21 protein-coding genes are annotated in these 21,416 nt (G+C 44.8%); 12 read left to right on the top strand and 9 right to left on the bottom strand.

Annotation, left to right across the window (positions count from 1 at the left end; all coding sequences use genetic code 11):
* Nucleotides 1-327: 327 nt before the first annotated feature.
* On the top strand, nucleotides 328-504 hold the full coding sequence (locus tag MHM87_RS08200; protein WP_012519516.1) for a DUF3545 family protein: 177 nt from the start codon (nucleotides 328-330) through the stop codon (nucleotides 502-504).
* Between the two features lie 253 nt (nucleotides 505-757).
* On the opposite strand, the gene ung is transcribed toward MHM87_RS08200, so the two are convergent.
* The 5 genes from ung to MHM87_RS08175 all read right to left on the bottom strand — a co-directional run bounded on the left by ung (nucleotide 758) and on the right by MHM87_RS08175 (nucleotide 7,600).
* The gene (gene ung, locus MHM87_RS08195) at nucleotides 758-1,429 is read right to left on the bottom strand and encodes a uracil-DNA glycosylase (RefSeq protein WP_239258544.1); all 672 of its coding nucleotides are present in this window, start codon (nucleotides 1,427-1,429) and stop codon (nucleotides 758-760) included.
* Nucleotides 1,429-2,712 carry a threonine synthase gene (thrC, locus tag MHM87_RS08190; protein ID WP_014950485.1) on the bottom strand — a complete coding sequence of 428 codons (1,284 nt, stop codon included), beginning with the start codon at nucleotides 2,710-2,712 and terminating at the stop codon, nucleotides 1,429-1,431. The genes ung and thrC overlap by 1 nt, the downstream gene beginning before the upstream one ends.
* 135 nt (nucleotides 2,713-2,847) lie before the next feature.
* Complete coding sequence (gene thrB, locus MHM87_RS08185) at nucleotides 2,848-3,792, bottom strand: homoserine kinase (RefSeq protein ID WP_039226291.1); 945 nt, start codon at nucleotides 3,790-3,792, stop codon at nucleotides 2,848-2,850.
* Between the two features lie 170 nt (nucleotides 3,793-3,962).
* Complete coding sequence (thrA, locus tag MHM87_RS08180) at nucleotides 3,963-6,428, bottom strand: bifunctional aspartate kinase/homoserine dehydrogenase I (protein WP_239258542.1); 2,466 nt, start codon at nucleotides 6,426-6,428, stop codon at nucleotides 3,963-3,965.
* A gap of 293 nt (nucleotides 6,429-6,721) precedes the next feature.
* Nucleotides 6,722-7,600 (bottom strand): LysR substrate-binding domain-containing protein, encoded by an 879-nt coding sequence (locus tag MHM87_RS08175; protein ID WP_039226287.1) that lies wholly within the window; start codon nucleotides 7,598-7,600, stop codon nucleotides 6,722-6,724.
* 189 nt (nucleotides 7,601-7,789) lie between these two features.
* Here MHM87_RS08175 and MHM87_RS08170 point away from each other — a divergent pair, with 189 nt between their 5' ends.
* The 6 genes from MHM87_RS08170 to arsB all read left to right on the top strand — a co-directional run bounded on the left by MHM87_RS08170 (nucleotide 7,790) and on the right by arsB (nucleotide 12,820).
* Nucleotides 7,790-8,947 carry an S-(hydroxymethyl)glutathione dehydrogenase/class III alcohol dehydrogenase gene (locus tag MHM87_RS08170; RefSeq protein ID WP_039226285.1) on the top strand — a complete coding sequence of 386 codons (1,158 nt, stop codon included), beginning with the start codon at nucleotides 7,790-7,792 and terminating at the stop codon, nucleotides 8,945-8,947.
* A 238-nt stretch (nucleotides 8,948-9,185) separates the two neighbouring features.
* Complete coding sequence (locus tag MHM87_RS08165) at nucleotides 9,186-9,875, top strand: hypothetical protein (protein WP_239258540.1); 690 nt, start codon at nucleotides 9,186-9,188, stop codon at nucleotides 9,873-9,875.
* A 142-nt stretch (nucleotides 9,876-10,017) separates the two neighbouring features.
* Entirely contained in the window at nucleotides 10,018-10,362 is a 345-nt protein-coding gene (locus MHM87_RS08160) for a metalloregulator ArsR/SmtB family transcription factor (RefSeq protein WP_239258537.1), read from the top strand.
* Between the two features lie 172 nt (nucleotides 10,363-10,534).
* Nucleotides 10,535-11,002 (top strand): arsenate reductase ArsC, encoded by a 468-nt coding sequence (locus tag MHM87_RS08155; RefSeq protein WP_014980113.1) that lies wholly within the window; start codon nucleotides 10,535-10,537, stop codon nucleotides 11,000-11,002.
* Nucleotides 11,002-11,769 (top strand): arsenical resistance protein ArsH, encoded by a 768-nt coding sequence (gene arsH, locus MHM87_RS08150; protein WP_014950498.1) that lies wholly within the window; start codon nucleotides 11,002-11,004, stop codon nucleotides 11,767-11,769. The genes MHM87_RS08155 and arsH overlap by 1 nt, the downstream gene beginning before the upstream one ends.
* Nucleotides 11,770-11,791: 22 nt before the next feature.
* The gene (arsB, locus tag MHM87_RS08145) at nucleotides 11,792-12,820 is read left to right on the top strand and encodes an ACR3 family arsenite efflux transporter (RefSeq protein WP_239258534.1); all 1,029 of its coding nucleotides are present in this window, start codon (nucleotides 11,792-11,794) and stop codon (nucleotides 12,818-12,820) included.
* Nucleotides 12,821-12,948: 128 nt separating this feature from the next.
* Here the strand turns inward: arsB and MHM87_RS08140 are convergent, their stop codons facing one another.
* A complete protein-coding gene (locus MHM87_RS08140; RefSeq protein ID WP_239258532.1) occupies nucleotides 12,949-13,347 on the bottom strand; it encodes a response regulator in 399 nt (132 codons plus the stop codon).
* Between the two features lie 179 nt (nucleotides 13,348-13,526).
* Here MHM87_RS08140 and aceK point away from each other — a divergent pair, with 179 nt between their 5' ends.
* The 3 genes from aceK (at nucleotide 13,527) to MHM87_RS08125 (ending at nucleotide 17,659) form a co-directional block, all read left to right on the top strand.
* The gene (aceK, locus tag MHM87_RS08135; protein WP_239258530.1) at nucleotides 13,527-15,257 is read left to right on the top strand and encodes a bifunctional isocitrate dehydrogenase kinase/phosphatase; all 1,731 of its coding nucleotides are present in this window, start codon (nucleotides 13,527-13,529) and stop codon (nucleotides 15,255-15,257) included.
* A gap of 324 nt (nucleotides 15,258-15,581) precedes the next feature.
* Nucleotides 15,582-16,262, top strand: coding sequence for a response regulator transcription factor (locus MHM87_RS08130; protein WP_014950502.1), 681 nt, complete (start codon nucleotides 15,582-15,584; stop codon nucleotides 16,260-16,262).
* Entirely contained in the window at nucleotides 16,259-17,659 is a 1,401-nt protein-coding gene (locus tag MHM87_RS08125) for a HAMP domain-containing sensor histidine kinase (RefSeq protein WP_039226263.1), read from the top strand. Before MHM87_RS08130 ends, MHM87_RS08125 begins: the two co-directional genes overlap by 4 nt.
* Nucleotides 17,660-17,768: 109 nt before the next feature.
* Here MHM87_RS08125 and MHM87_RS08120 read toward each other — a convergent pair whose 3' ends face one another.
* The 3 genes from MHM87_RS08120 to MHM87_RS08110 all read right to left on the bottom strand — a co-directional run bounded on the left by MHM87_RS08120 (nucleotide 17,769) and on the right by MHM87_RS08110 (nucleotide 19,898).
* Nucleotides 17,769-18,407: an RpiB/LacA/LacB family sugar-phosphate isomerase gene (locus tag MHM87_RS08120; protein ID WP_239258528.1), complete on the bottom strand. Its 639-nt coding sequence runs from the start codon at nucleotides 18,405-18,407 to the stop codon at nucleotides 17,769-17,771.
* Between the two features lie 213 nt (nucleotides 18,408-18,620).
* Nucleotides 18,621-19,181, bottom strand: coding sequence for a DUF3833 domain-containing protein (locus MHM87_RS08115; protein ID WP_049586013.1), 561 nt, complete (start codon nucleotides 19,179-19,181; stop codon nucleotides 18,621-18,623).
* Nucleotides 19,182-19,241: 60 nt separating this feature from the next.
* A complete protein-coding gene (locus tag MHM87_RS08110; RefSeq protein ID WP_239258526.1) occupies nucleotides 19,242-19,898 on the bottom strand; it encodes a chalcone isomerase family protein in 657 nt (218 codons plus the stop codon).
* A 107-nt stretch (nucleotides 19,899-20,005) separates the two neighbouring features.
* On the opposite strand from MHM87_RS08110, the gene MHM87_RS08105 reads away from it, so the two are divergent.
* Together MHM87_RS08105 and MHM87_RS08100 are read left to right on the top strand one after the other, a co-directional pair.
* The gene (locus tag MHM87_RS08105) at nucleotides 20,006-20,935 is read left to right on the top strand and encodes a pyridoxal-phosphate dependent enzyme (RefSeq protein ID WP_239258524.1); all 930 of its coding nucleotides are present in this window, start codon (nucleotides 20,006-20,008) and stop codon (nucleotides 20,933-20,935) included.
* 172 nt (nucleotides 20,936-21,107) lie between these two features.
* Complete coding sequence (locus MHM87_RS08100) at nucleotides 21,108-21,353, top strand: DUF4282 domain-containing protein (protein WP_120961858.1); 246 nt, start codon at nucleotides 21,108-21,110, stop codon at nucleotides 21,351-21,353.
* Nucleotides 21,354-21,416: the final 63 nt, after the last annotated feature.

Below are 21,416 nucleotides of genomic sequence, written 5' to 3'. Positions count from 1 at the left end.
GCAAATAACAAACTGAACGGCTAGCTTTTTCGGAAGCTAGCCGTTTTTTGTTGCGGTTTTCATCAACAATACGACAGACATTTTTGATATCCGTAACACTGTACAATTGATTACTAACAAAACAAATAGGATCAATTACAACAGTTATTGTTCACGCTTTAAACACACTGGACATTTCCTTACCGTTGTCATCATATCGTCACATTTTGTTAATAAAAGGTAAATTAAACTATTTTATTTTAGTGGCGGCTGTGATACAAAATTGTACAGAGGGAATTAAAAACAAAAACTCTGTATTAGTTGTAGTGGTATAAAAAGGAGATCCCAGTGGATAAATCAGATCTATTTGCCATGTTAGACATCGAAGCAAGCCCAGCAAAAACCAAAAGCAAAAAACGTAAGTGGAGAGAAATCGAAGCGCTACAAGATCGCTACAAATTAGAAAAAGAACTGGCTGAACTCGACTGTGGTTTCGAGTACGAGCTAGAAACACTGGAAAGATAAAACGAAGGCCGCCTGTTACACAGGCGGCCTTTTTACTTTCTAGCGTGCTGTAAATGCTTCACGTGCAAGCGTGGTGTCTCTTCGCTGGCTCTATGTAATAGCGTATTCGCTAAGGAATATGCTCTGTGCCTAATTGCGGCCAGACCGCATAACATGTCTCATAGCTATTTAGGCATTTATCTAGTGAGTCATTGATAGGCCCTGAATAAGGCAACCACACTTGCTGTGTGGCTAGCTGCTATTTGTACCAGTACTATACCTGCCAATTAATGGGTTCTTTGCCCTTAGCAATAAGGTATTCGTTTGTTTGGCTGAAGTGTTTGCAACCTAAAAAGCCTCTGTGTGCTGAGAGTGGCGACGGATGAGGCGCATGTAAAACGTGGTGTTTTTCACGGTTAATGTGCTTACCTTTCTTTTGCGCGTGGCTTCCCCACAAAAGAAACACGACATTGTGGCAGTGCTCATTGACCACATCGATAACCTTATCGGTAAAGGTTTCCCATCCCCATTTCGCGTGGCTATGTGCTTTGCCCTGCTCAACGGTCAATACAGTATTAAGTAGCAATACGCCCTGCTCCGCCCACGACGTCAGCGTGCCGTGATTAGGCTCGGTGAAACCATCAATGTCAGACAACAGCTCTTTGTACATATTTTTAAGCGATGGCGGTGTTTTAACGCCAGCTTTTACTGAAAAACAAAGTCCATGGGCTTGATTAGGACCGTGGTACGGATCTTGACCTAAGATCACGACTTTTACTTCGTCTAGCGGCGTGTATTTAAGCGCATTGAATACGTCAGACTGAGGCGGGTAGATAACGCTTCCCGCTTCACGAGCGTGCTTCACGCGCTCAAGCAACGTAACAAAATAGTCTTTTTGCTTTTCATCACCAAGCGCGCTTTGCCATGTTGTAGCCGAGGGTGTCATTACTTAAGCAAATCCATCATATGCTGCTTAAGTGCATCATAAGACGCTGGCAAGTCTACCGCTAAGCTGTCTTCGCCTGCTACATCGGCCAACGCTTTCGGTAAGCTGATTGGATTACCTAGCACGTTTTCAACGGTTTCTCTGAACTTAGCCGGGTGCGCTGTTCCTAAGAACAAACCAATTTCGCCGTCTTCTAAGTCATGACTTACTGCGCGATAGGCAATCGCGGCATGTGGCTCGCTGGTATAGCCTTGTTGCGCTAATTGACGCATAGCAAGCTGCGTATATTCTTCGTCAACCATCTCACCTTTAAGACACGCTTTGTCGATATAGCCACGCTCAATAAGCGCCTCTATTCGCGGCCAGTTATTAGGCTGACTCACATCCATTGCGTTAGACATGGTCGCAACCGTCGCCTTAGGTTCCCACTCGCCGGTTTTAAGGTAGCGAGGTACCGTGTCGTTTAAGTTAGTTGCTGCGATAAAACGCTTTATAGGTAAACCTAACGATTTAGCAATCATACCAGCCGTAAGGTTACCAAAGTTACCGCTAGGTACTGAAATAACGAGTTGGTCTCGTTTCTCTTTTGGCAACTGACTTACTGCTTCAAAGTAATAGCAAACCTGCGCTAGTAAACGGCTGATGTTGATTGAGTTTGCTGAGTTCAGGTGAAGGCCTTCACGTACGTCAGGGTCGTCAAACGCGGTTTTTACTAGTGATTGGCATGCGTCAAAGTCTGACTCAACAGCAACGGTATGAATATTACCGCCTAGCGTAGTGAATAGCTTTTCCTGCAGCGAGCTAATCTTGCCCTTTGGAAACAAAATAACCACGTTGATATTGTCAATGCCGTGAAATGCATGTGCAACCGCTGCGCCGGTATCACCTGAAGTCGCTGTTAGAATGGTAACTGGCTTCCCTTCGCTAATACGCGACAGGGTTTGCGCCATAAAGCGGCCGCCAAAATCTTTAAACGCCAGCGTTGGACCATGGAAAAGCTCTAAGCAGTATACGTTATCGTTGACCTGCTCAACTGGTGCACCAAAAGCAAATGCGGTCTGAACAATTTCTTCTAGCTCGCCATTATTCAGCTCATCGCCGATAAGGGCGCGAAGTACTTCAATACTGCGCTCTACAAACGGCTTTTCCAACAATTCGTCAATATTGTCTAGGGTAGGAATATGCTCTGGAAAATAAAGCCCTTGGTTTTTACCTAAGCCCCGCTTAACGGCTTCAGCAAAATTTGCTGTGTCCGATGAATCTTTTAAATTTACCAATTCCACTTGCTGTTACCTTTTTATGTGGGCAAGTACTCTGCCCTTTTAATCTTTTAAAAAATTATTGTGCTTTTAGGAAATCATTTGCCTTTAAGAAACTATGTACTTTAAGAAACTATGTACCTTAAAAAGCTATGTACCTTAAGAAACAATGGTGCCTTGGCTTGGTATTTGGCACACATGGCTAAAGCCATCTTCATTTTGAATGTAGTTCTCTGTTAAATAGGCGGCGACCTTTTCCGCCTGCGCTTTACTTGGACACACGGCAAAAACCGTAGGTCCCGAGCCAGAAATACCAAAAGCGAGCGCACCCGCTTGCTCACTAAACGCACGAGCGTCATCAAAGCCAGGCAGTAGCGATTTTCTGTAAGGTTCGGCTATGACATCGTTCATTACCGATGCCGCCAAATCAAAGTTACCTACATGTAAGGCGTGTACAAACACACCTAGCTGTCGACCAAAGGTTAGTGCCGTCGCCATTTCCACCTGTTTAGGTAAGATATCGCGAGCAGCCGCCGTTGATACGCTAATGCCTGAATAACAGACGGCATAGTACCATTCGTCGTTTAACGGCAACGACAGTGTGACAGGCGCATCGCTACCTGTCATTAACGTCATACCACCTAAGTAACAGGGAGCAACATTATCATAGTGAATACTACCGCTTATTTGGCCTTCTAATTCGCCCATCATTATAAGCAGAGTATCTTCATCGAACGGGGTGTCGAAGTAAGCATTTAACGCTGCAAACGCTGCCACAATAGAGCTTGCGCTTGAACCCAACCCGCTGCCTATTGGAAGGTTTTTATGAAGCGTAAGCGCAACAGGAGAGGTTGTTTTTCCAGCCTTTTCCATTTGCTCACAGAAATAGTGATAGCACTTGGTTACAATATTACTGTCTGCATCGCCCGGGAGTTTGTGAGCAAAGCGCCCCACCGTTTCTAGTGAAAATGACTCAGCCGCCTTTATTTCAACTTCATCACCTAGCTTAGTGCCATCAATGGGCGCAAGCGCTGCGCCCAGTACGTCAAAGCCTAAGCTCACATTTCCTATTGATGCCGGCGCGAAGGCCGTGAATGCTTTCATATTATTACTCTTACTTCCCTTGTGGCGTGCTCTTTATATTAGCGCTTCAAATTAGCTCAATAAATTAGCGCTTTAATTCGATGCCACAACATTACTGGACTAAGTCACACCTTCGAATATCTTACTTTAGCCGCCTATCTACGCTAAGCAAGCTAAGCGTTATTTAGCCCTTAGTGCGCCATTTGCTTCCACGGCATAGTACGCAGAATGTCAGCAAACACCCCTGCTGCTGTTACCGTACCACCTGCTCCATATCCTCTAATTACATAAGGGATTGGGCTATAGTAGTCACTGTTAATCGCCAGCGCGTTTTCACCGTCTTTTACCTGCGAAAGAGGGTTACTTGCCGGTACAGCCTGAATGCTTACTCTGCATTTTCCGTCTTCAATGCTGCCGATATAACGAAGTACTTTACCTTCGGCTTTAGCCGCTTCAACCTTTTCACCAAACGACGCATCTAACTCTGGCAGCTGCTGCATAAACTCGTCAATTGAACAATCTTCAGCAAAGCCTTTTGGCAGTACAGACTCGATTTCAATGTCAGATAGTTCTAACGCTAAATCAGCTTCACGAGCCATGATAAGCAGCTTGCGTGCTACGTCCATGCCGCTTAAGTCATCGCGCGGATCAGGCTCTGTGAAGCCGTTGTCTTTGGCTGTTTGTGTCGCTTGCGACAGGCTCATGCCCTCTTCAAGTTTGCCAAATACATAAGACAAACTGCCCGATAGAATTCCTTCAAAGCGGTGTAAGGTGTCGCCGGCGCTGAATAGCTTTTGCAAGTTATCAATAACCGGTAGCCCTGCGCCGACAGTGGTTTCGTAAAGGTACTGACGATTTGTCGATTGCGCGGTCTTGCGAAGCTTGCGGTAGTAAGACATAGCGCTCGTATTCGCCTTTTTATTTGGCGTTACCACGTGAAAACCGCTTTCCATCATATCTACATATTGCTCTGCAATCGCTTCGTGACTAGTACAGTCAACAATCACCGGGTTTACCAGACTATTGTCGTTAGCGAACTGATGCAGGCGCTCTACGCTTAATCCTTCGCTTGCCGATTCAAGTGCCGCTTTCCAGTCACCGCTTAAGTCAATACCTTGACTGTTTAACAGCAGTTTCCGGCTATTTGCAATGCCATAAACTCTCAGCTGAACATTGCGTTTTAACAATGCAGGCTGTTGTTTTTCAATTTGACCTAGCAGTTCGGTTCCCACATTGCCACACCCTACTAGGAATACGTCGATGGTATGGCGGTCAGAGAAAAAATTCTGGTGAATGACTTTTACCGCTTTCTTAGCACGCTTACTTTCAATTACCGTTGAAATAGAGCGCTCTGAAGAGCCTTGAGCAATAGCTACGTTGTTTACCCGCGCTTGGGCAAGCGAGTTAAAGAAACGCGCTGCCAAGCCTTTGGTTTGACGCATACCGTCACCAACCAAAGTAACAATGGCTAGGTCATGACGCACTTCAATGGGGTCTAGCAATTGATTTTGAAGCTCTAGCGCGAATGCATCTTCAAGAAGCGTTAACGCTCGACTGGCGTCTTTGCTTTGAATACAGAAACTAATTGAGTATTCTGAAGAAGACTGGGTAATAAGGCTTATTGAAATATTGGCGTTCGACATCACCTCAAACACACGACTTGCCATACCAACCATGCCTTTAAGGCCAGGGCCTGCAACGTTAAACATGGTGACGTTATCAAGCTGTGAAATACCTTTAACTGACGTCCACACCTCGCTTTTTTCATTGCTGATTAGCGTACCTGGCGCAGCTGGGTTTAGTGTGTTTCTGATCAAACAAGGGATGTGGTGTTGGGCAATAGGACCGATAGTTTTCGGATGAAGTACCTTGGCACCGAAATAAGACAGCTCCATCGCTTCTTGATAGGTAAGCTTGTCTAACAGCACTGCCCCTTCAACTTGGTTCGGGTCAGCGTTATAAACACCATCTACGTCTGTCCAAATTTCACAGCAATTTGCGTCTATACACGCCGCTAAAATGGCCGCTGAATAGTCTGAGCCGTTACGCCCAAGCGTGACTTTGTCGCCCGCTTCGTTAGCAGCAACAAACCCCGGCATGACCAGAAATTCACTGCCGTCAGTAGGCACATCTGAAAAGCGCGCTTTACTAAGCGACACATCGGCAATGCTGTCTAGGTAATCGCCTTCGGCCAGCACATACTTAACCGGGTCAATAACGCGATTAGCGATACCTTTAGCAGATAGCATAGCGCTAAAAAGCGTCACCGAGATGTACTCACCAATACTTAGAATACCGGCAGCGACATTATCAGGTGCAACACCGAGTAGCTTAATACCTTCAAGGTGCTGTTTTAATACTGAAAGGTGACTATTAATGAATTCTACCACGCTTGCATGTGCAAACCCGTCGAGTTCTTCGTTTAGGTTGTTGGCAATGCCGGAAACCGTGTCGTTCAACTTATTGAATAACGGCTGGAAATCTTCACCCGCGGCTGCTTGTTCACATAGTAGTGAAAGCGCGTTCGTTACCCCCTTTGGGGCAGAGAGTACAACCGCAGCACCGTCGGTTTGGTGGGTCGCCGTGCTAATCTCCATAACGCGCATATATCGCGGTGCATCGGCTAGAGAAGAACCCCCAAACTTTAAGACTTTCATATGCTGCTCCTTAAGGTTACGCATGCTAAAACGTGTGTAAAAAAAAGCCCGCTCTGTGTTAGGCGGGCTTTCGTTGTCTTTTGCTTACTTGCACTAGTCAGCGACCGCCCTTTTTAAGGTGGTAATTAACATAATGGTGGTGCGAGTAAGTAGAATCTTTTTCATACAAGCAATTTGCCGTATAGACGTCTATATGTCAACCGCAGTTTTCACTACACTGTATTGCAAAAAGTGAAATACTCTACACGGAATATTGCTTATTAAGGCACACAAGGCTTACTTTGTTTGTTTTCCTAGCGATCATCCATGATATTTTGGGCAAGGAAATCAACCAGTAAACGAATCTTTGGCGCAACATTTCTATTGGAAGGAAATACTGCCCAAATAGCTTCTTGCTTGTCTTTATATTCTGGTAATACCTCTATCAATTCGCCGCGTGCCAATGCTTCACGCACATAAAACCCAGGTAGCTGGGTAAGCCCCAATCCTGCCAAAGCAGCGCTACAGAGTGCGTTGCCACTGTTGTATCGCACACGTCCTTGCACTGGCAACGTTTGCACTTCTTTATTTACAACGAACCTCCAGTTGGGTTGGGAGCCTACCAACAAAGTATGTTCCTTAAGCTCTTGTAGAGATTTTGGCATCGAGTGTTGAGAAAAATAGTCTTTGCTACCGCATACAAACAAATGACGTGTAGCCAGCTTTTTAGCTACAAGTGTCGAGTCTTCTAATTTGCCAATGCGTATGGCAAGGTCGAGGCCTTGCTCCACAATATCGAGTTTTTCATTGGAGAACGTGCATTGCACGCTAATGCCAGCGTACTTTTGCATAAAGGTATTGAGCAAAGGCGCGATAAAGGCTTCGCCAAACGCTACGGGAGCGGTAAGTTTAATTAGCCCTTGCGGCGATGCTTGCAGTGCGCTTACAGCTAGCTGGGCATCTTCGAGCGCCTTTAATGCAGGCATTGCCTGCTGAAAATACTGCGTGCCCGCTTCAGTAAGTGAAACACTTCGCGTAGTGCGCTGTAATAATTTAACGCCTAGCTGCTTTTCAAGTGATGCGACTTTACGGCTTATCTGCGCCACTGACGTGTCGAGCTTGTTCGCAGCTCCGGTAAAATTGCCAACGTCAGCTACGGCACAAAACTCAGCTATGCCTTCTAGATATTTCATTATCGCCACTCGTTAGTTTAGCGTTGTTCAACACAGCGCTGGTTTATTTAAGTACATTCTATTTGGCTAAATCAATTATTACAATTATGAAAAAGTGATTTACTAAAACTGTATTTATCATTAGTAATCCGTCTCCTATACTTTGGCCTATAAAACATCATCAAATATTTATGATTAAGGAGTCATTACATGGCGTCATTCAAAGATTCGTTGCAAGAAGGTCAAACGCACATTAAGTCAAAAGCTGCGGTGGCTTGGGGCCCGGGTGAGCCGTTAAAGATGGAAGAAGTTGACGTAGAGCTTCCTAAGAAAGGCGAAGTACTTGTACGCATCGTTGCAACTGGCGTATGCCACACTGATGCATTTACGCTGTCCGGTGATGATCCTGAAGGCGTATTCCCTTCAATTCTAGGCCACGAAGGTGGTGGTATTGTTGAAATGGTGGGCGAAGGTGTAACCAGCGTAGAAGTTGGTGATCACGTTATTCCTCTTTACACCGCAGAATGTGGCGAATGTAAGTTCTGTAAGTCAGGCAAAACTAACCTTTGCCAAGCGGTGCGCGAAACACAAGGTAAAGGCTTAATGCCAGACGGCACAAGCCGCTTCTCTAAAGATGGTGAGCCAATTTATCATTACATGGGCTGCTCAACGTTTTCTGAATACACGGTTTTACCCGAAATATCGCTAGCAAAAGTAAACAAAACGGCCCCGTTAGAAGAAGTATGCTTACTTGGCTGTGGTGTGACAACCGGTATGGGCGCCGTGCTTAAAACGGCGAAAGTACAAGAAGGCGACACGGTTGCTATCTTTGGGTTAGGTGGTATCGGTCTATCTGCCATTATTGGTGCACGCATGGCAGGCGCCGGCCGCATTATTGGTATTGATATTAATGAAAGTAAGTTTGACCTAGCAAAACAGCTTGGTGCAACTGACGTGGTAAACCCTCAGAATTTCGATAAGCCTATTCAGGAAGTGATTGTTGAAATGACTGACGGCGGTGTTGACTACTCGTTTGAATGTATCGGCAACGTCAACGTGATGCGTTCTGCACTTGAGTGCTGTCACAAGGGTTGGGGCGAATCTGTGATCATTGGTGTAGCTGGTGCAGGACAAGAAATTTCAACGCGCCCATTCCAGTTAGTGACAGGTCGTGTATGGCGCGGCTCTGCATTTGGCGGTGTTAAAGGTCGTTCAGAGCTACCAGGTATTGTAGAGCAATACTTAAATGGTGACTTTGGTCTTCAAGAGTTTATCACTCACACCATGGGTCTTGGTGACATTAACAATGCCTTTGATTTAATGCATAAAGGTGAAAGTATCCGCTCTGTTGTGCATATGGATAAATAATTTAAGCCTTAGCTCGGAACACGTTAGGAGAAGCTCTGCTTCTCCTAGCAACTACTCTTTTCCACTAGCGCAACTTGACTGCGCTGGTTATACCTCACACAGTAATTCACTATAAACTCAATTTTTCAGTATACAAGGCTCTACTGATTTTCTCACTTGGACAAAATATGTACTAGCGTGTAACGTAAGAAAATAGAATTTTGCTGCAACTGTACGCCCATAACCTGAGCCCGCTATTATGAAAAACCACAAACCTACCATTCTGGCTAAAGAGAAAAGCACGCAAGCATTCCAAACGTATAAGCGTAGTCTCGCTGTCAGTGCGGCCTGTATTGGTTTAGGGCTAGGTTTAAGTGCACATGCGAACGCATATCATGAAGACAATTCAACACCGCAAACCAGTGACCAAGCGCAAATGAATACCAAACCGACACTTACAACGCTCACCAACTACCAAGAAAACGCGCCATATATGTTCTCTTCGGGCTTACCCGATGCCTCTCACCTTTCTTTACTGAAAGAAAAAGGGGTGACGCACGTTGTAGATTTGATCCCAGGGGATAGAACCAGTGAAATCCTAACTACCTCAAAATTAGGACTCGATTACTTTAATGTGCCCGTGGATTGGGAAGGCCCCACATTAGCCAACTTTTTAAATTACGCTGCGTTTATGCAAACCGTCGATATCAAAGAAGACAAGGTACTTACGCACTGTAAACTGAATTGGCGAGGCGCTGCTTTTACGTATCTATACAGAATTAACGTACTTGGTGAAAATGAACAAGCCGCCCAAAAAGACCTTATGGCTATTTGGCATCCGAATCCAACATGGTTCGCCTTCATGAACGAGGTAATTGCCCACTACAATGAGGTAAACGGTAAAGAAGTAGCGATGTCGTTCGAGGCTGCCGCTCCTGAAAACCACTAAATTTCTGTCTTACCGAGAATAATGGCGGTCTAAGACCCTCTCGTCCCTACCAAACACATATGAAATTTCAGATTTATCATTGACACATACGGAATTTCATATACGATACATCACATACAAAATTTCATATGTGATGTGATTTATGTCGACTTGTTCTGATTCTTCGCAGCTACAGCCTTTAACATTTTTCAAATGCTTGTCGGAAGACACCCGCTTAAAGACGCTGCTTATGCTCTGTGTAAAAGGTGAGCTATGCGTGTGCGACCTTACTGATGCGCTTCAATTAAGCCAGCCCAAAATTTCACGCCATCTCGCTGACTTACGAAAGTGCGGTTTAGTTCTCGATACTCGTAAGGGTAAATGGGTGTATTACCAGCTCCATCCTGACCTACCCGCTTGGGCACTGGAGGTCATTAAAAACACCGCTATTCATAACAATGAATATATTAGCGAGGCGTTAGCGAATTTGTCCTGCGAGAATTGCTAGATTCCAAACTTTCTGGATGGCACAAAGACCGCTGCAAAAATGCACAGCAAAGGTCAACAGGTCTTGGTGTTAATTGCAGCTTAATACGTCGCCAAGTATCTGTTTTTTTCGAAGTCTTATTCTATTTATTACAGCTACCCACAGTAGCCTCGACCATTAAACAAGGTTTTATATGAAGATTTTATATATTTGTACGCACAACCGTTGTCGCAGCATTCTTTGCGAGGCCATCACTAACGCCTCGAACGGCAATGTAGAAGCGCGCAGTGCGGGCAGCCAGCCTGTCGGTGAAGTACACCCTCTTTCTCTTAAGTACCTTGCAGAGCGCGGGTTCAGTACAGACGGCCTTCAAAGCCAGTCGTGGGATGAATTTGAAGATTACGATGCTGATCTTGTTGTCACGGTTTGTGATTCAGCGGCGGGCGAGTCATGCCCTGTTTATTTCGGTAAATCTCTTAAGGTGCACTGGGGCTTAGAAGACCCGTCTAAGTTAGAAGGTAGCGAACAAGAGAAAGCAGAGGCATTCAACAACACCATTGATATTATTGAAAAGCGTGTAGCGGCATTAGCAGAACTTGCTGAGAAAAACTTAGATAAAGCAGCGCTTAAAGAGGCACTCTCAAAATTAGGAGCCCAGTAATGGGTAACAGTAAATCAATGAGCCAAGATATATCAAGCAACCAAGAAAGCTCAACGGCACAAAGCCCATCTGATAACGCGGTAATGGCGCAAATGCACAAGCCAATTATGGCTAACTTTGCATCAAGGTTCTCAGATCACAAGCCGCGTATTTTGCTACTTTACGGCTCGCTCAGAGAACGCTCGTACAGCCGCCTAGTAATTGAAGAGTCGGCGCGGTTGCTCGAATACTTTGGCGCTGAAGCCAAAATCTTTGACCCTCGTGGATTGCCGCAGCCAGATACTGAAGATGACTCACATCCAAAAGTGAAAGAACTGCGTGAGCTTATGATGTGGTCTGAAGGGCAAATTTGGTGTTCACCAGAGCGTCACGGCAGCATGACTGGCATTATGAAAAGCATGATCGATTGGGTACCGCTTAGCCTTGGCGGCGTGCGTCCGACACAAGGAAAAACGCTGGCGATCATGCAGGTATCTGGTGGCTCACAATCATTTAATGCGGTAAATCAAATGCGTATTTTAGGACGCTGGATGCGCATGTTAACCATCCCTAACCAGTCTTCTGTAGCAAAAGCGTTTTTAGAATTTGAAGACGATGGTCGCATGAAGCCGTCACCTTACTACAACCGCATTGTGGACGTAGTTGAAGAGTTGGTGAAATTTACTTTGCTGACCCGCGACAACAAAGACTTTCTCGTTGACCGCTATTCTGAGCGCGTTGAAAGCGCAGAAGAAGTGAGTAAGCGTGTTAATCAAAAATCGTTGTAAAGTAAGACAAAGGTGAATCAGAATGGGTTTCTTTGAACGTTATTTATCAGTGTGGGTTGGCCTTTGCATTGTTGCAGGAGTGGGCCTAGGCTATGCCATGCCGGGTGTATTTGCGTCTATTGCGGCGCTTGAATATGCGCACGTAAACCTGATAGTGGCAGTACTTATTTGGCTAATGATTTACCCAATGATGGTACAAATAGACTTTGGCTCAATTAAAGACGTGGGTAAAAAGCCGAAAGGCCTTGTACTGACCTTGGTGATTAACTGGCTGATAAAGCCCTTCACTATGGCACTATTGGGTTGGCTATTTTTTAAGGGCATTTTTGCCGACTGGGTAGATCCGCAAACGGCCACTGAGTACATTGCAGGCATGATCCTACTGGGCGTCGCTCCATGTACAGCGATGGTATTTGTGTGGAGTCACCTTACCAAAGGGGATGCTAACTACACGTTAGTCCAGGTATCAATTAATGACTTGATTATGGTCGTTGCCTTTGCTCCGCTTACCGCCATGCTGCTGGGCGTAACAGATATAACCGTACCATGGGATACCCTGCTGCTTTCTGTTGCACTGTATGTTGTATTGCCATTGGTCGCGGGTTATATCACGCGCCGTCACTTGGAAAATAAAGGCAATGACGCACAAGGAAATGGCGCTGTTGACGCATTGGTTAGCAAGTTCAAACCCTTTTCAGTTATCGGCCTGCTACTCACTATTGTTATTTTGTTTGGTCTTCAGGCCGAAACTATTTTATCGCAGCCGCAAGACATCGTGCTTATCGCAATACCGCTACTAATACAAACTTACGGTATTTTTGCCATTGCTTACTTTGCGGCAAAACATATGAAACTGCCGCATAATGTTGCAGCACCTGCATGTATGATTGGTACGTCTAACTTTTTTGAATTGGCGGTAGCCGTCGCTATTTCCCTATTTGGTTTACACAGCGGCGCAGCACTTGCCACTGTGGTGGGTGTATTAGTTGAAGTGCCCGTTATGCTTTCGCTAGTGTGGTTTGCGAACAAAACGCGCCACTGGTTTGACTAAGCGCATATGAAAAAGGGCGAACCGCAGTTCGCCCCTTTTCATCAATTTTTCTCATCAACCTTTATCAACGCTTTTTACAACGCTTTTTACAACGCTTTTTACAACGCTCTTTATAAGTCGTTAAAATCTTAAACCGCAATCGCTGGTTTGTAAGTATCGGGAAGAATAAAGCCAAAGCGCTGCAAAACTGACGTTAGTACGTCCCGTTTTATCGGCTTTTCTATAAAGCCCAGTGCACCTAAAGACATCACTTTTTCTTTCATCATTGGCTGAATATCGCCAGACACGACGATAACAAACGTTTCTAGCTGACGGCGTTTTATTTCACTTAATACACTGATACCATCCAAAACAGGCATGGTAAGATCCAGTAAAACCAAATCTACTGTGTGATGTGCTAATACTTCTAAAGCGTCCATACCATTTGACACTTCATAAATAGTTTCAGCAAAACCGTCCGGCAAATTGCTTCTTGCCATCTTGCGTGCTAACGCCGAGTCATCACAAATAAGAATATTAAAACCCATCAAATACAAACTTATAATTGGTTATTAATCCGTCAACAGAATACATTAAACAAAAGTATAAGAAAACAAAAAAGTGGCTGATTATTGGTAACTTAATCGCTATTTGTACCAATCTCCACTCTTCAAGCAATTTATTTTGTGGTAGATATAGCGGGTAACAGAATAAGGATCCCACGGCCATGCAAGAGTTCGCTGCTAGTCAAGATAAGAGTTTGGTGAGAAAAGTCGCCTACCAAATTCTGTCTCATTTCGATAAAAGTTACCGCTGGTTCACGCGCATCACACGTGGCGCTCAAGAAAGGTTCGAAAAGGGAAATTGGAAAGAAACTCAGCTTGCCTCTAAAGAGCGAATAACCATTTACGAGCAAAGCCTGTCAGACGCTGTCGCCGAAATTTATCAGCTAACTCAAGTACATCAAAAAGACGACGCTTTCTGGCAAGAGCTTAAGAAAGTATTTGCATTACAGCTAGAAGGCCACCCGCAATTTGAGCTAGCCGAAACCTTTTACAACTCTGTAATTGGCCGCTTGTTTAAACATAGAAAAATCGATAACGATATGATGTTTGTCTTGCCCAGCCGCTGTTTCTTACCCGGGCAAGACAGAGACAAAGTGATTAACAGCTTCGACACCACCACCTCGGTGCGTGAAATGTACGAGTCAATTTTTAAGATATATCGATACAACATTCCGTTTGAAAACTTCGAGCGAGACCTACAGAACCTTGAAAGCGCGCTTCGCGCTCGGTTGAACAAGGAACAGCTAGCCAGCGTTCAAGCTGTGGAAATCCTTAAGCCTACGTTTTTTAGAGGAAAAGCCGCTTACCTGATTGGGCGAATTTGCATGCCCGACGAAACGCTGCCGTTTGTTATCGCCATGAGACGCTATAACGAACCCCATATGTTTGTGGATGCGCTGCTAACTGATCGCAAAGACTTAAGCGTTATTTTCGGTTTTGCTCGCAGCTACTTTATGGCTGACACTCAAAACCCTGCGGAAGTTGCCGCCTTTCTTCAAGAGCTTCTCCCCAATAAAAAGCACTTCGAGCTGTACATGGCAATGGGACACTACAAGCACGGTAAAACAGTGTTTTATCGCAACTTCTTGCAGCACATGGACGAGTCAGACGACAAATTTGAGGCGGCCCCTGGCATTCGAGGCCTGGTCATGATGGTTTTTCATCTGCCCTCTTATGGCGTGGTGTTTAAGATTATTAAAGACGAGTTTGCAGAGAGTAAAAAAATCACGCGTGAACACGTTAAAGAATGCTATAAGTTAGTGAAAATGTCAGACCGTGTGGGTCGAATGGCAGATACCCACGAGTACGTAAACTTCAGGTTTCCGCTAGACAGAATTGAGCCTGAACTTATTGAAGAATTGAAAGAAACGTGTGCATCGAGCCTAGAATTCACTGAATCTGAACTCATCATTAAACACATGTACATTGAACGGAAAATGACGCCGCTTAATCTGTATCTACAAGAAGAAACAGATGAAGAGAAAATTACCCGTGCACTAGATGAGCTTGGACTGTGCATTAAGCAAATTGCCATGGCCAACATATTTCCTGGCGACATGCTACATAAAAACTTCGGTATTACCCGTCATGGCCGCGTTATTTTCTACGACTATGATGAAATTTGTTTAATGAATGAGCGCAATTTTAGATCCCTGCCGAAATCTGACGATCCTTATGCTATTGATACGCTCTCGGTAGCGCCTAACGACGTATTCCCTGAACAGTTTGAGCATTTCATTGTAGGTAAACGCAAGTTCAAAGATGTACTTAAATCGTTACACGGTGATTTGATGACCCCTGAATATTGGCACGAAGTTCAGGAAAAATGTGCACGAGGCGATGTTCAACACTTCACGCCTTATAACGCCAGCATGCGTTTTGACAGAGGCTAATTAAGTTAAGTGTTTGATTAAGGTGCACGTTGACCGGGTCCCAGTACAGTTCAAGAGTACAGTTTGAGAGCGCAGTTCAAGAGTGTAGAGCAAGCCAACGCACTGTGCATGCGCCCTCTAGGGCACTAGACACCTGAACAAATTGTCGCTACATGCGAAAAAGCTTAAAAGTGATCGTTTCGTTACTTAACACTCGTAAAAGCATGTGAAAGCGATACTGCTTTGCGACTGCTTGATTTTGCTTGCTGACGATTAATCGCCACATAATGGCGACAGCAACGCCAAACAAGTGTGTGACTGTTGATAAACAAAAGAAGCGTAATAATGAAAGTGCTACTTGTAGAAGATGATCCAAAGGTTGCCTCGCACATTGCAAATGGACTATTGGGTGAAGGGCATGAGTGTATTACTGTAGGTGATGGAACATCAGGCTACCAACAGGCGTCAAGTAACGAATTAGACGCCGTAATTCTGGATGTGATGCTGCCCGAACTCGACGGTTTTTCTGTTTTAGAAAAACTTCGCGAAGAAGGCAACACAACGCCCGTTTTATTACTGAGTGCAAAAAGTCAGGTTGAAGACAAGGTCAAAGGCCTTCGCACAGGCGCTAATGATTATTTAACTAAGCCTTTTGCCTTTGAAGAGTTACTTGCTCGCGTTGAGGGCCTTGCAGGTCGTAACAAAGAAGGTGAAGACAAAACGCTGATAAAAGTAGGCGACCTCACTCTAGACCTGGTTAACCGCAAAGTATTGCGTGGCGATCAAGAGATCGACCTGCAGTCTAAAGAATTTCAATTGCTTGAATGCCTGCTCCGTCACAAGGGTAAAGTCGTGACGCGAAGCATGCTGCTTGAGCAGGTTTGGAACTATCATTTCGACCCGCAAACGAATGTGATAGATGTTCACATTAGCCGCTTGCGTCAAAAAGTGGATAAGGCGTTTAATGTCCCGCTTATCGAAACCGTAAGAGGCACAGGGTATCGAATAGCGGATGGGCTTGCATGATAGCAATACGCGACTTTACGCGTAGTTCAAGTTTTCGCGTAGGCGTATTGCTCACCACTCTAGCTTGTATTGCCATTGTTTTAATTGTTTATTTTTGGCGATTAACGAGCAGCGACTTGTTTATTTCGGAATCGAATGCTGCCGTTAATGCCAAAACAAACGCGCTTATTACTCTCTATGAAAACCTCGGTATTGACGCGGTTAAGTTAGCGATAGCCAAAGACAATGGCCAACATTCGCCAAATGGCTCAACAATCACCTCAGCCTCCGACCACCTACGTTCATTTGTTGCACTGAGTAAAGATGAACAAGTTGTGGCTGGCAATTTGTCGTCAATTCCCCTTGTTCTTGAGCGCCACAAAGGCGCCAGTTTTGCTACCGCAGAAATAGTTATCACCCGCCCCAATAGCACAACGAGAAAAACGCTGCGCCAAGCACTTATGAGAGAAGTAACCCTTGGCGATCACGTGCTTTACGTTGGTCGTGGCATTGACGATTTATACAGCGCACAGTGGTTTGGTAAAACGTTCAGCTGGATCATTGTGGTGTTGCTTTGTACCTTGAGTGTGCTGAGCTTCGCTATAGCCGTTTACGTGGTTAATCGAATTAACCGCATGTCGCAAACGGCGGATAAGATTATCAAAACGGGAAACCTGCAAGAGCGTTTAGAAATTGACAGTAATTGGGACGATCTGAGCAGTTTGTCATTTGTGTTTAATCAAATGCTCGATACTATCGAGAGTTCAGTCAACAATATAAAGTCAGTGACCGATAGCATCGCCCATGACCTTCGCACTCCATTATCTCGACTTCGTAACACGCTAGAAAAAATCGAAGACACTCAACTAAGGGAAGATACAACTCAAGAAGCCGACAACCTTCTAAACATGTTTAACAGCTTGTTACGCATAAGTGGGCTTGAAACCACCAATAAGAAAGAAGGCTTTTGTTCCACTGACGTACGCGCCATCGTAGAGGACGTGGTTGACCTGTATCACCCCCTTGCAGAAGAGCGCGACATTACCCTTTCGAGCGAGCTCGATGCAGTTACAATGCTTGCCGATCCTAACCTGCTATTTCAAGCTGTAGCTAACGTGTTAGACAACGCCATAAAGTACTCTAACGAAAACAGTGTGGTCACCGTACAGCTCTCTACCACGGCAAGTCATATCGTGATTGCTGTGAACGATGCGGGAATTGGCGTGGGTGAACATGAAATTGTGAATCTGGAGCGCCGATTTTATCGGGCAGACGGCAGTAGAACCAGTAAGGGAAATGGGTTGGGCTTATCGCTCGTGTCTGCCATTGTGAAGTTACACGACGGCCACATTTGGTTTATTCACGACCCGCTAGTTAAAGGGCACGGGTTAGGTGTGGTATTTACGTTTAAGCGTTAAACTTTGGACTATTGCTTTTGTCGACAAAAAATAAAAAAACGCTGACGCTTTTTTCTTAGCATCAGCGTTTTTATCCTACATTTTCAACGTTGTGATTTGTGCCAGTCGCTTACGCTAACAGCGACTTCACGTACGCTTTAATCTCTTCATCTTGACCGTGGTCAAATAGACACTGCTGGAAACGCTCGCCAGATACGGCTGTTTTAACCAGTTCAACGTCCATTTTTTTCAGTGAATCGACGTAGATCTCTGGAGCCAACGCACGTTTCAAATCTGCGAGAATACCAGCGTTTCGTACTTGAGGTTCTTTACGTTCAACGGGATAGCCCGCGCCACGCTCGCCTGTTAACGCTTTCTCAAAGATATAACGCGCATTAAGTTCAGCGCCCCATCCAAAGCCTTTTGCAAAAGGTAACGCTAACGCATTTCCATTGTTAACTTGGTTAAACAAAAATGCATCTGAAGGGTCGATACAATAACCGCAAAATACGCCTGGATGAGCATTCAATGACATCATAGCCCCTTGACCCGTACCACAGCCTGAAATCACAAAATCGACAGCTTTCGAGTTGAGTAGAATAGCTCCCATTATGCCTAAGTGCACATAGGTAAGATGGTGATCAGTTTCGCTGTTCATACCCACATTGAATACAGCGTGTCCCAGTGAGTCCGCCACGCTTGTGAGCTCATTTAATATTACCGGATTCTTAGCCGCCTGACTGTTTTCCATCATCAATGCAACTTTCATGAACGCTCCTAAGCAAAGAAAAATAACGAATTAAACGCTTACATTAGCATGGAACGAAATGCCACCTCACGGGTAATGCCAAAGTAAATGTCGATTAGTTTCAAATGTGAAACGAAAACGGAAATATATGAAGATGGAGGGCCGACGAGTAACAAGTCACTGACCAGTAAATCTACTGGCCAGCATTTTTCAAAAAACGAGGTGAATGGCGTATTAGTCTGTTTGTTTTTGCATAAATATGGTGACTTCTGCCATCACAATGCCAAACTTACGAATATACGAACGGTTCATCATAGTACTGTCGTCAAATGCCCAAAACCAATCGTCAAACGTCACTGAATAGGTAGTGTCATCCACCGGCAAATCCATCTCGTAATGAAAGTTAAATGCGTTGCCAAAGCTTGTGCCCTTGGCTGGACCATCAATGTCACTCGCGCGACCCACATAGCTATTATCACTCTGCTTTACGATGGTCCAAGTACGGGACGTTGGACCGTCGCCCACACCGTAATTAAAGGATTCATCAAGGGTTAACGTATCGCCATCTACTGAACCATCGATGTCTACTACGAACCTTTGCACCACCTCGCCCGAGCGGTTCTGAACAATGCCCCAGGCTTTAACGTTCCCATCAAAAAATTGCTCAATATCGAAAACAGGCGATACAGACCTGTAGTCTTCACCATCGACTGAAACAGAGCATCCGGATAGCCCTGCCACCGTTAAAGTGGCAATTCCGATTCCTAAAACAAACTTCACCGTATTCTTTATCACTTTCGCAACCTTAATCAATTGACGAGATAGACTTGGCGTAATGCTAATAAAGCGTTGCCCTTATCCGTTTCCCAATAACTTCTTTCTAAATTTTGGCTCAGACGTTTTATCGCTTAGCCAGATATCAAAAAAACGCTGTGTAAATACTTTGTCTTCAATTTCATCAGCCTTTTCACCGTTCACGTAAAACACACTCGTGCCATCTTTCGTAGCGATACCGGTAATGACGTCGCCCTCGCTGACGTCAGGAAAGATACTATTCATTAGGGAAAGCCACTTGTCTGAATCATCAGCCGATAGGTCTCCTTGCTTTTTCATTTCATCAATAGAACGCTGGGCAATTTTCTTGCCTTCCAAGTCTCGCTGGTACGTTAACTTTAGTGCAAAGGGGGGCTGGTTGGCGTATTCACCTTCAGGCGCATAAAGCTCACCGGTATACACATCCCAGAAGTAGTAAGAGAACATTCCTTTTCCAACGAGCTTTGCATTGGGAACATAATTGCTGATGTGCTTAGCATCTGGCTCTTGCGCAACCGCATTCTTTGACATGGTTAGCCCGCTTGTTGATAACGAAACAAAAAGAATGATGGAAAACATCTTCGCAGCCATGCTAGCGCTATACATCGAATATCCCCACACACCACTGGCACTTTCTGGGGGCATTGATAAGGATTTAGCTCTCAACTGGCGCCATAGGCCATACATTTTGATAACCATAACTATGCTCTTATTAGCGTAATAAACTTTACAGGTCTTTTATTGAATTTCTATCTGGTTATACTCTTGCCTTCACACATTTGATCAACTGATACTAGGCTCTCGTTGTGCTTCCCCTTGATGCATTTAAATCGTCATTAACCCTGCCCTCACCGCTAGTCCCATTTAAGCCAAATTGGGAAGGTGCCAGCAAGGTATCGCTATTTGTTAAACGTGATGATGCTATTCACCCTGTAATGTCAGGTAATAAATGGCGAAAGCTAAGTCATGCGCTCACCAGCCCGTTGCCAAAAACGATAGTGAGTTTCGGCGGCGGTTTTTCTAACCACCTGCATGCACTAGGCTTTGTTTGTTATAAATTGGGCATTCCTTTTAACGCCGTTATTCGCGGTGACTACAGCGCTGCACCTACACCCATGATTGAGGATTTGGAAAGTTGGGGCACCCGTATCGAATATGTAGACCGAGTCACTTACAAAAAGCGAAACGATAGCGCATATCTACTTCATCTTAAGCAGCAGCAACCTGACGCGATGATCATTCCTGAGGGCGGAAGCCAAGCACAAGCGCTCCAAGGGATAAAGGACATGGTTGATGAAATCAACATAGATTTTGATTTTATTGTCGCTCCTGTCGCCAGTGGAGCCACTTTGGCGGGAATAGTCAGTGCATTAAATAAACGTAATGAAAATAATGCGAAAGACACTCTCCATCGCACTGGTTGCAACGCTGTCGGTGTTGGCGTGCTGAAGGGTGAAGACTACTTAGAAGGATTAGTCGAACAATTTCTTCCAGCCTCGCTTGGGCGATCAAATTGGCATATTGAACACAACTACCACTTCGGTGGTTACGCCAAAGCGCCAAATGAGCTTCAAACCTTCTGCAACGATTTTAATAGTACTTTCGATTTTGATATCGAGCCTATTTATTCCGGCAAAGCCTTTTGGGCAGTTAAAGATATGCTGGCCAAAGGTATGTTTGAAGACGGGTCACGCATTGTTGTACTGCACACAGGCGGCTTGCAAGGAGCAAGATAAAACGCTTTTATAACAGAGTGTTGCGCTCACAACCTTTCGGTGTTACAACTATCCCTGTGAGCTTGCTCACAATTCTTTTAAACACTAAACAACGATAACAACAAGAAGTTTGTCGCAGGATGCGGCATAAACATTAGCGCTTGCTACCTGCAAACTTCATCAAGGAATGATTATGAAAGATATTTTCTTCTTCGACTCAATGTTAACCCCTAAGATTATCACTTTCGTGTACTGGCTATTGCTTCTAGGATCTGTGGTAAGTGGCGTAACAACGATGTTTGTAGGGTACGACGCGAGTTTTTTATACGGCCTATTTATTATCGTGTCTGGCTGTATTGGCGCAAGAATATGGTGCGAACTGCTTATCGTACTTTTCAAAATTCACAGCAACCTTCAGAAAATTGCTAGTAAAGAATAGTGCCATACCAAGGCTAGCGCTTCTCTAGGGCCTATTGACCTTTATTGTACACCAAAGGTCAAC

It is taken from the genome of Alteromonas sp. Cnat3-28 (assembly GCF_022348265.1).
In the GTDB taxonomy this organism is placed as follows: Bacteria; Pseudomonadota; Gammaproteobacteria; order Enterobacterales; family Alteromonadaceae; genus Alteromonas; species Alteromonas macleodii.
This window is presented reverse-complemented; position numbering and strand designations above follow the sequence as displayed.

Coding starts and splice junctions, on each gene's coding strand:
- ung (WP_239258544.1), bottom strand. CDS start 1,429: ATGACACCCTCGGCTACAACATGGCAAAGCGCGCTTGGTGATGAAAAG.
- thrB (WP_039226291.1), bottom strand. CDS start 3,792: ATGAAAGCATTCACGGCCTTCGCGCCGGCATCAATAGGAAATGTGAGC.
- thrA (WP_239258542.1), bottom strand. CDS start 6,428: ATGAAAGTCTTAAAGTTTGGGGGTTCTTCTCTAGCCGATGCACCGCGA.
- MHM87_RS08175 (WP_039226287.1), bottom strand. CDS start 7,600: ATGAAATATCTAGAAGGCATAGCTGAGTTTTGTGCCGTAGCTGACGTT.
- MHM87_RS08170 (WP_039226285.1), top strand. CDS start 7,790: ATGGCGTCATTCAAAGATTCGTTGCAAGAAGGTCAAACGCACATTAAG.
- MHM87_RS08165 (WP_239258540.1), top strand. CDS start 9,186: ATGAAAAACCACAAACCTACCATTCTGGCTAAAGAGAAAAGCACGCAA.
- MHM87_RS08160 (WP_239258537.1), top strand. CDS start 10,018: ATGTCGACTTGTTCTGATTCTTCGCAGCTACAGCCTTTAACATTTTTC.
- MHM87_RS08155 (WP_014980113.1), top strand. CDS start 10,535: ATGAAGATTTTATATATTTGTACGCACAACCGTTGTCGCAGCATTCTT.
- arsH (WP_014950498.1), top strand. CDS start 11,002: ATGGGTAACAGTAAATCAATGAGCCAAGATATATCAAGCAACCAAGAA.
- arsB (WP_239258534.1), top strand. CDS start 11,792: ATGGGTTTCTTTGAACGTTATTTATCAGTGTGGGTTGGCCTTTGCATT.
- MHM87_RS08140 (WP_239258532.1), bottom strand. CDS start 13,347: ATGGGTTTTAATATTCTTATTTGTGATGACTCGGCGTTAGCACGCAAG.
- aceK (WP_239258530.1), top strand. CDS start 13,527: ATGCAAGAGTTCGCTGCTAGTCAAGATAAGAGTTTGGTGAGAAAAGTC.
- MHM87_RS08130 (WP_014950502.1), top strand. CDS start 15,582: ATGAAAGTGCTACTTGTAGAAGATGATCCAAAGGTTGCCTCGCACATT.
- MHM87_RS08125 (WP_039226263.1), top strand. CDS start 16,259: ATGATAGCAATACGCGACTTTACGCGTAGTTCAAGTTTTCGCGTAGGC.
- MHM87_RS08120 (WP_239258528.1), bottom strand. CDS start 18,407: ATGAAAGTTGCATTGATGATGGAAAACAGTCAGGCGGCTAAGAATCCG.
- MHM87_RS08110 (WP_239258526.1), bottom strand. CDS start 19,898: ATGGTTATCAAAATGTATGGCCTATGGCGCCAGTTGAGAGCTAAATCC.
- MHM87_RS08100 (WP_120961858.1), top strand. CDS start 21,108: ATGAAAGATATTTTCTTCTTCGACTCAATGTTAACCCCTAAGATTATC.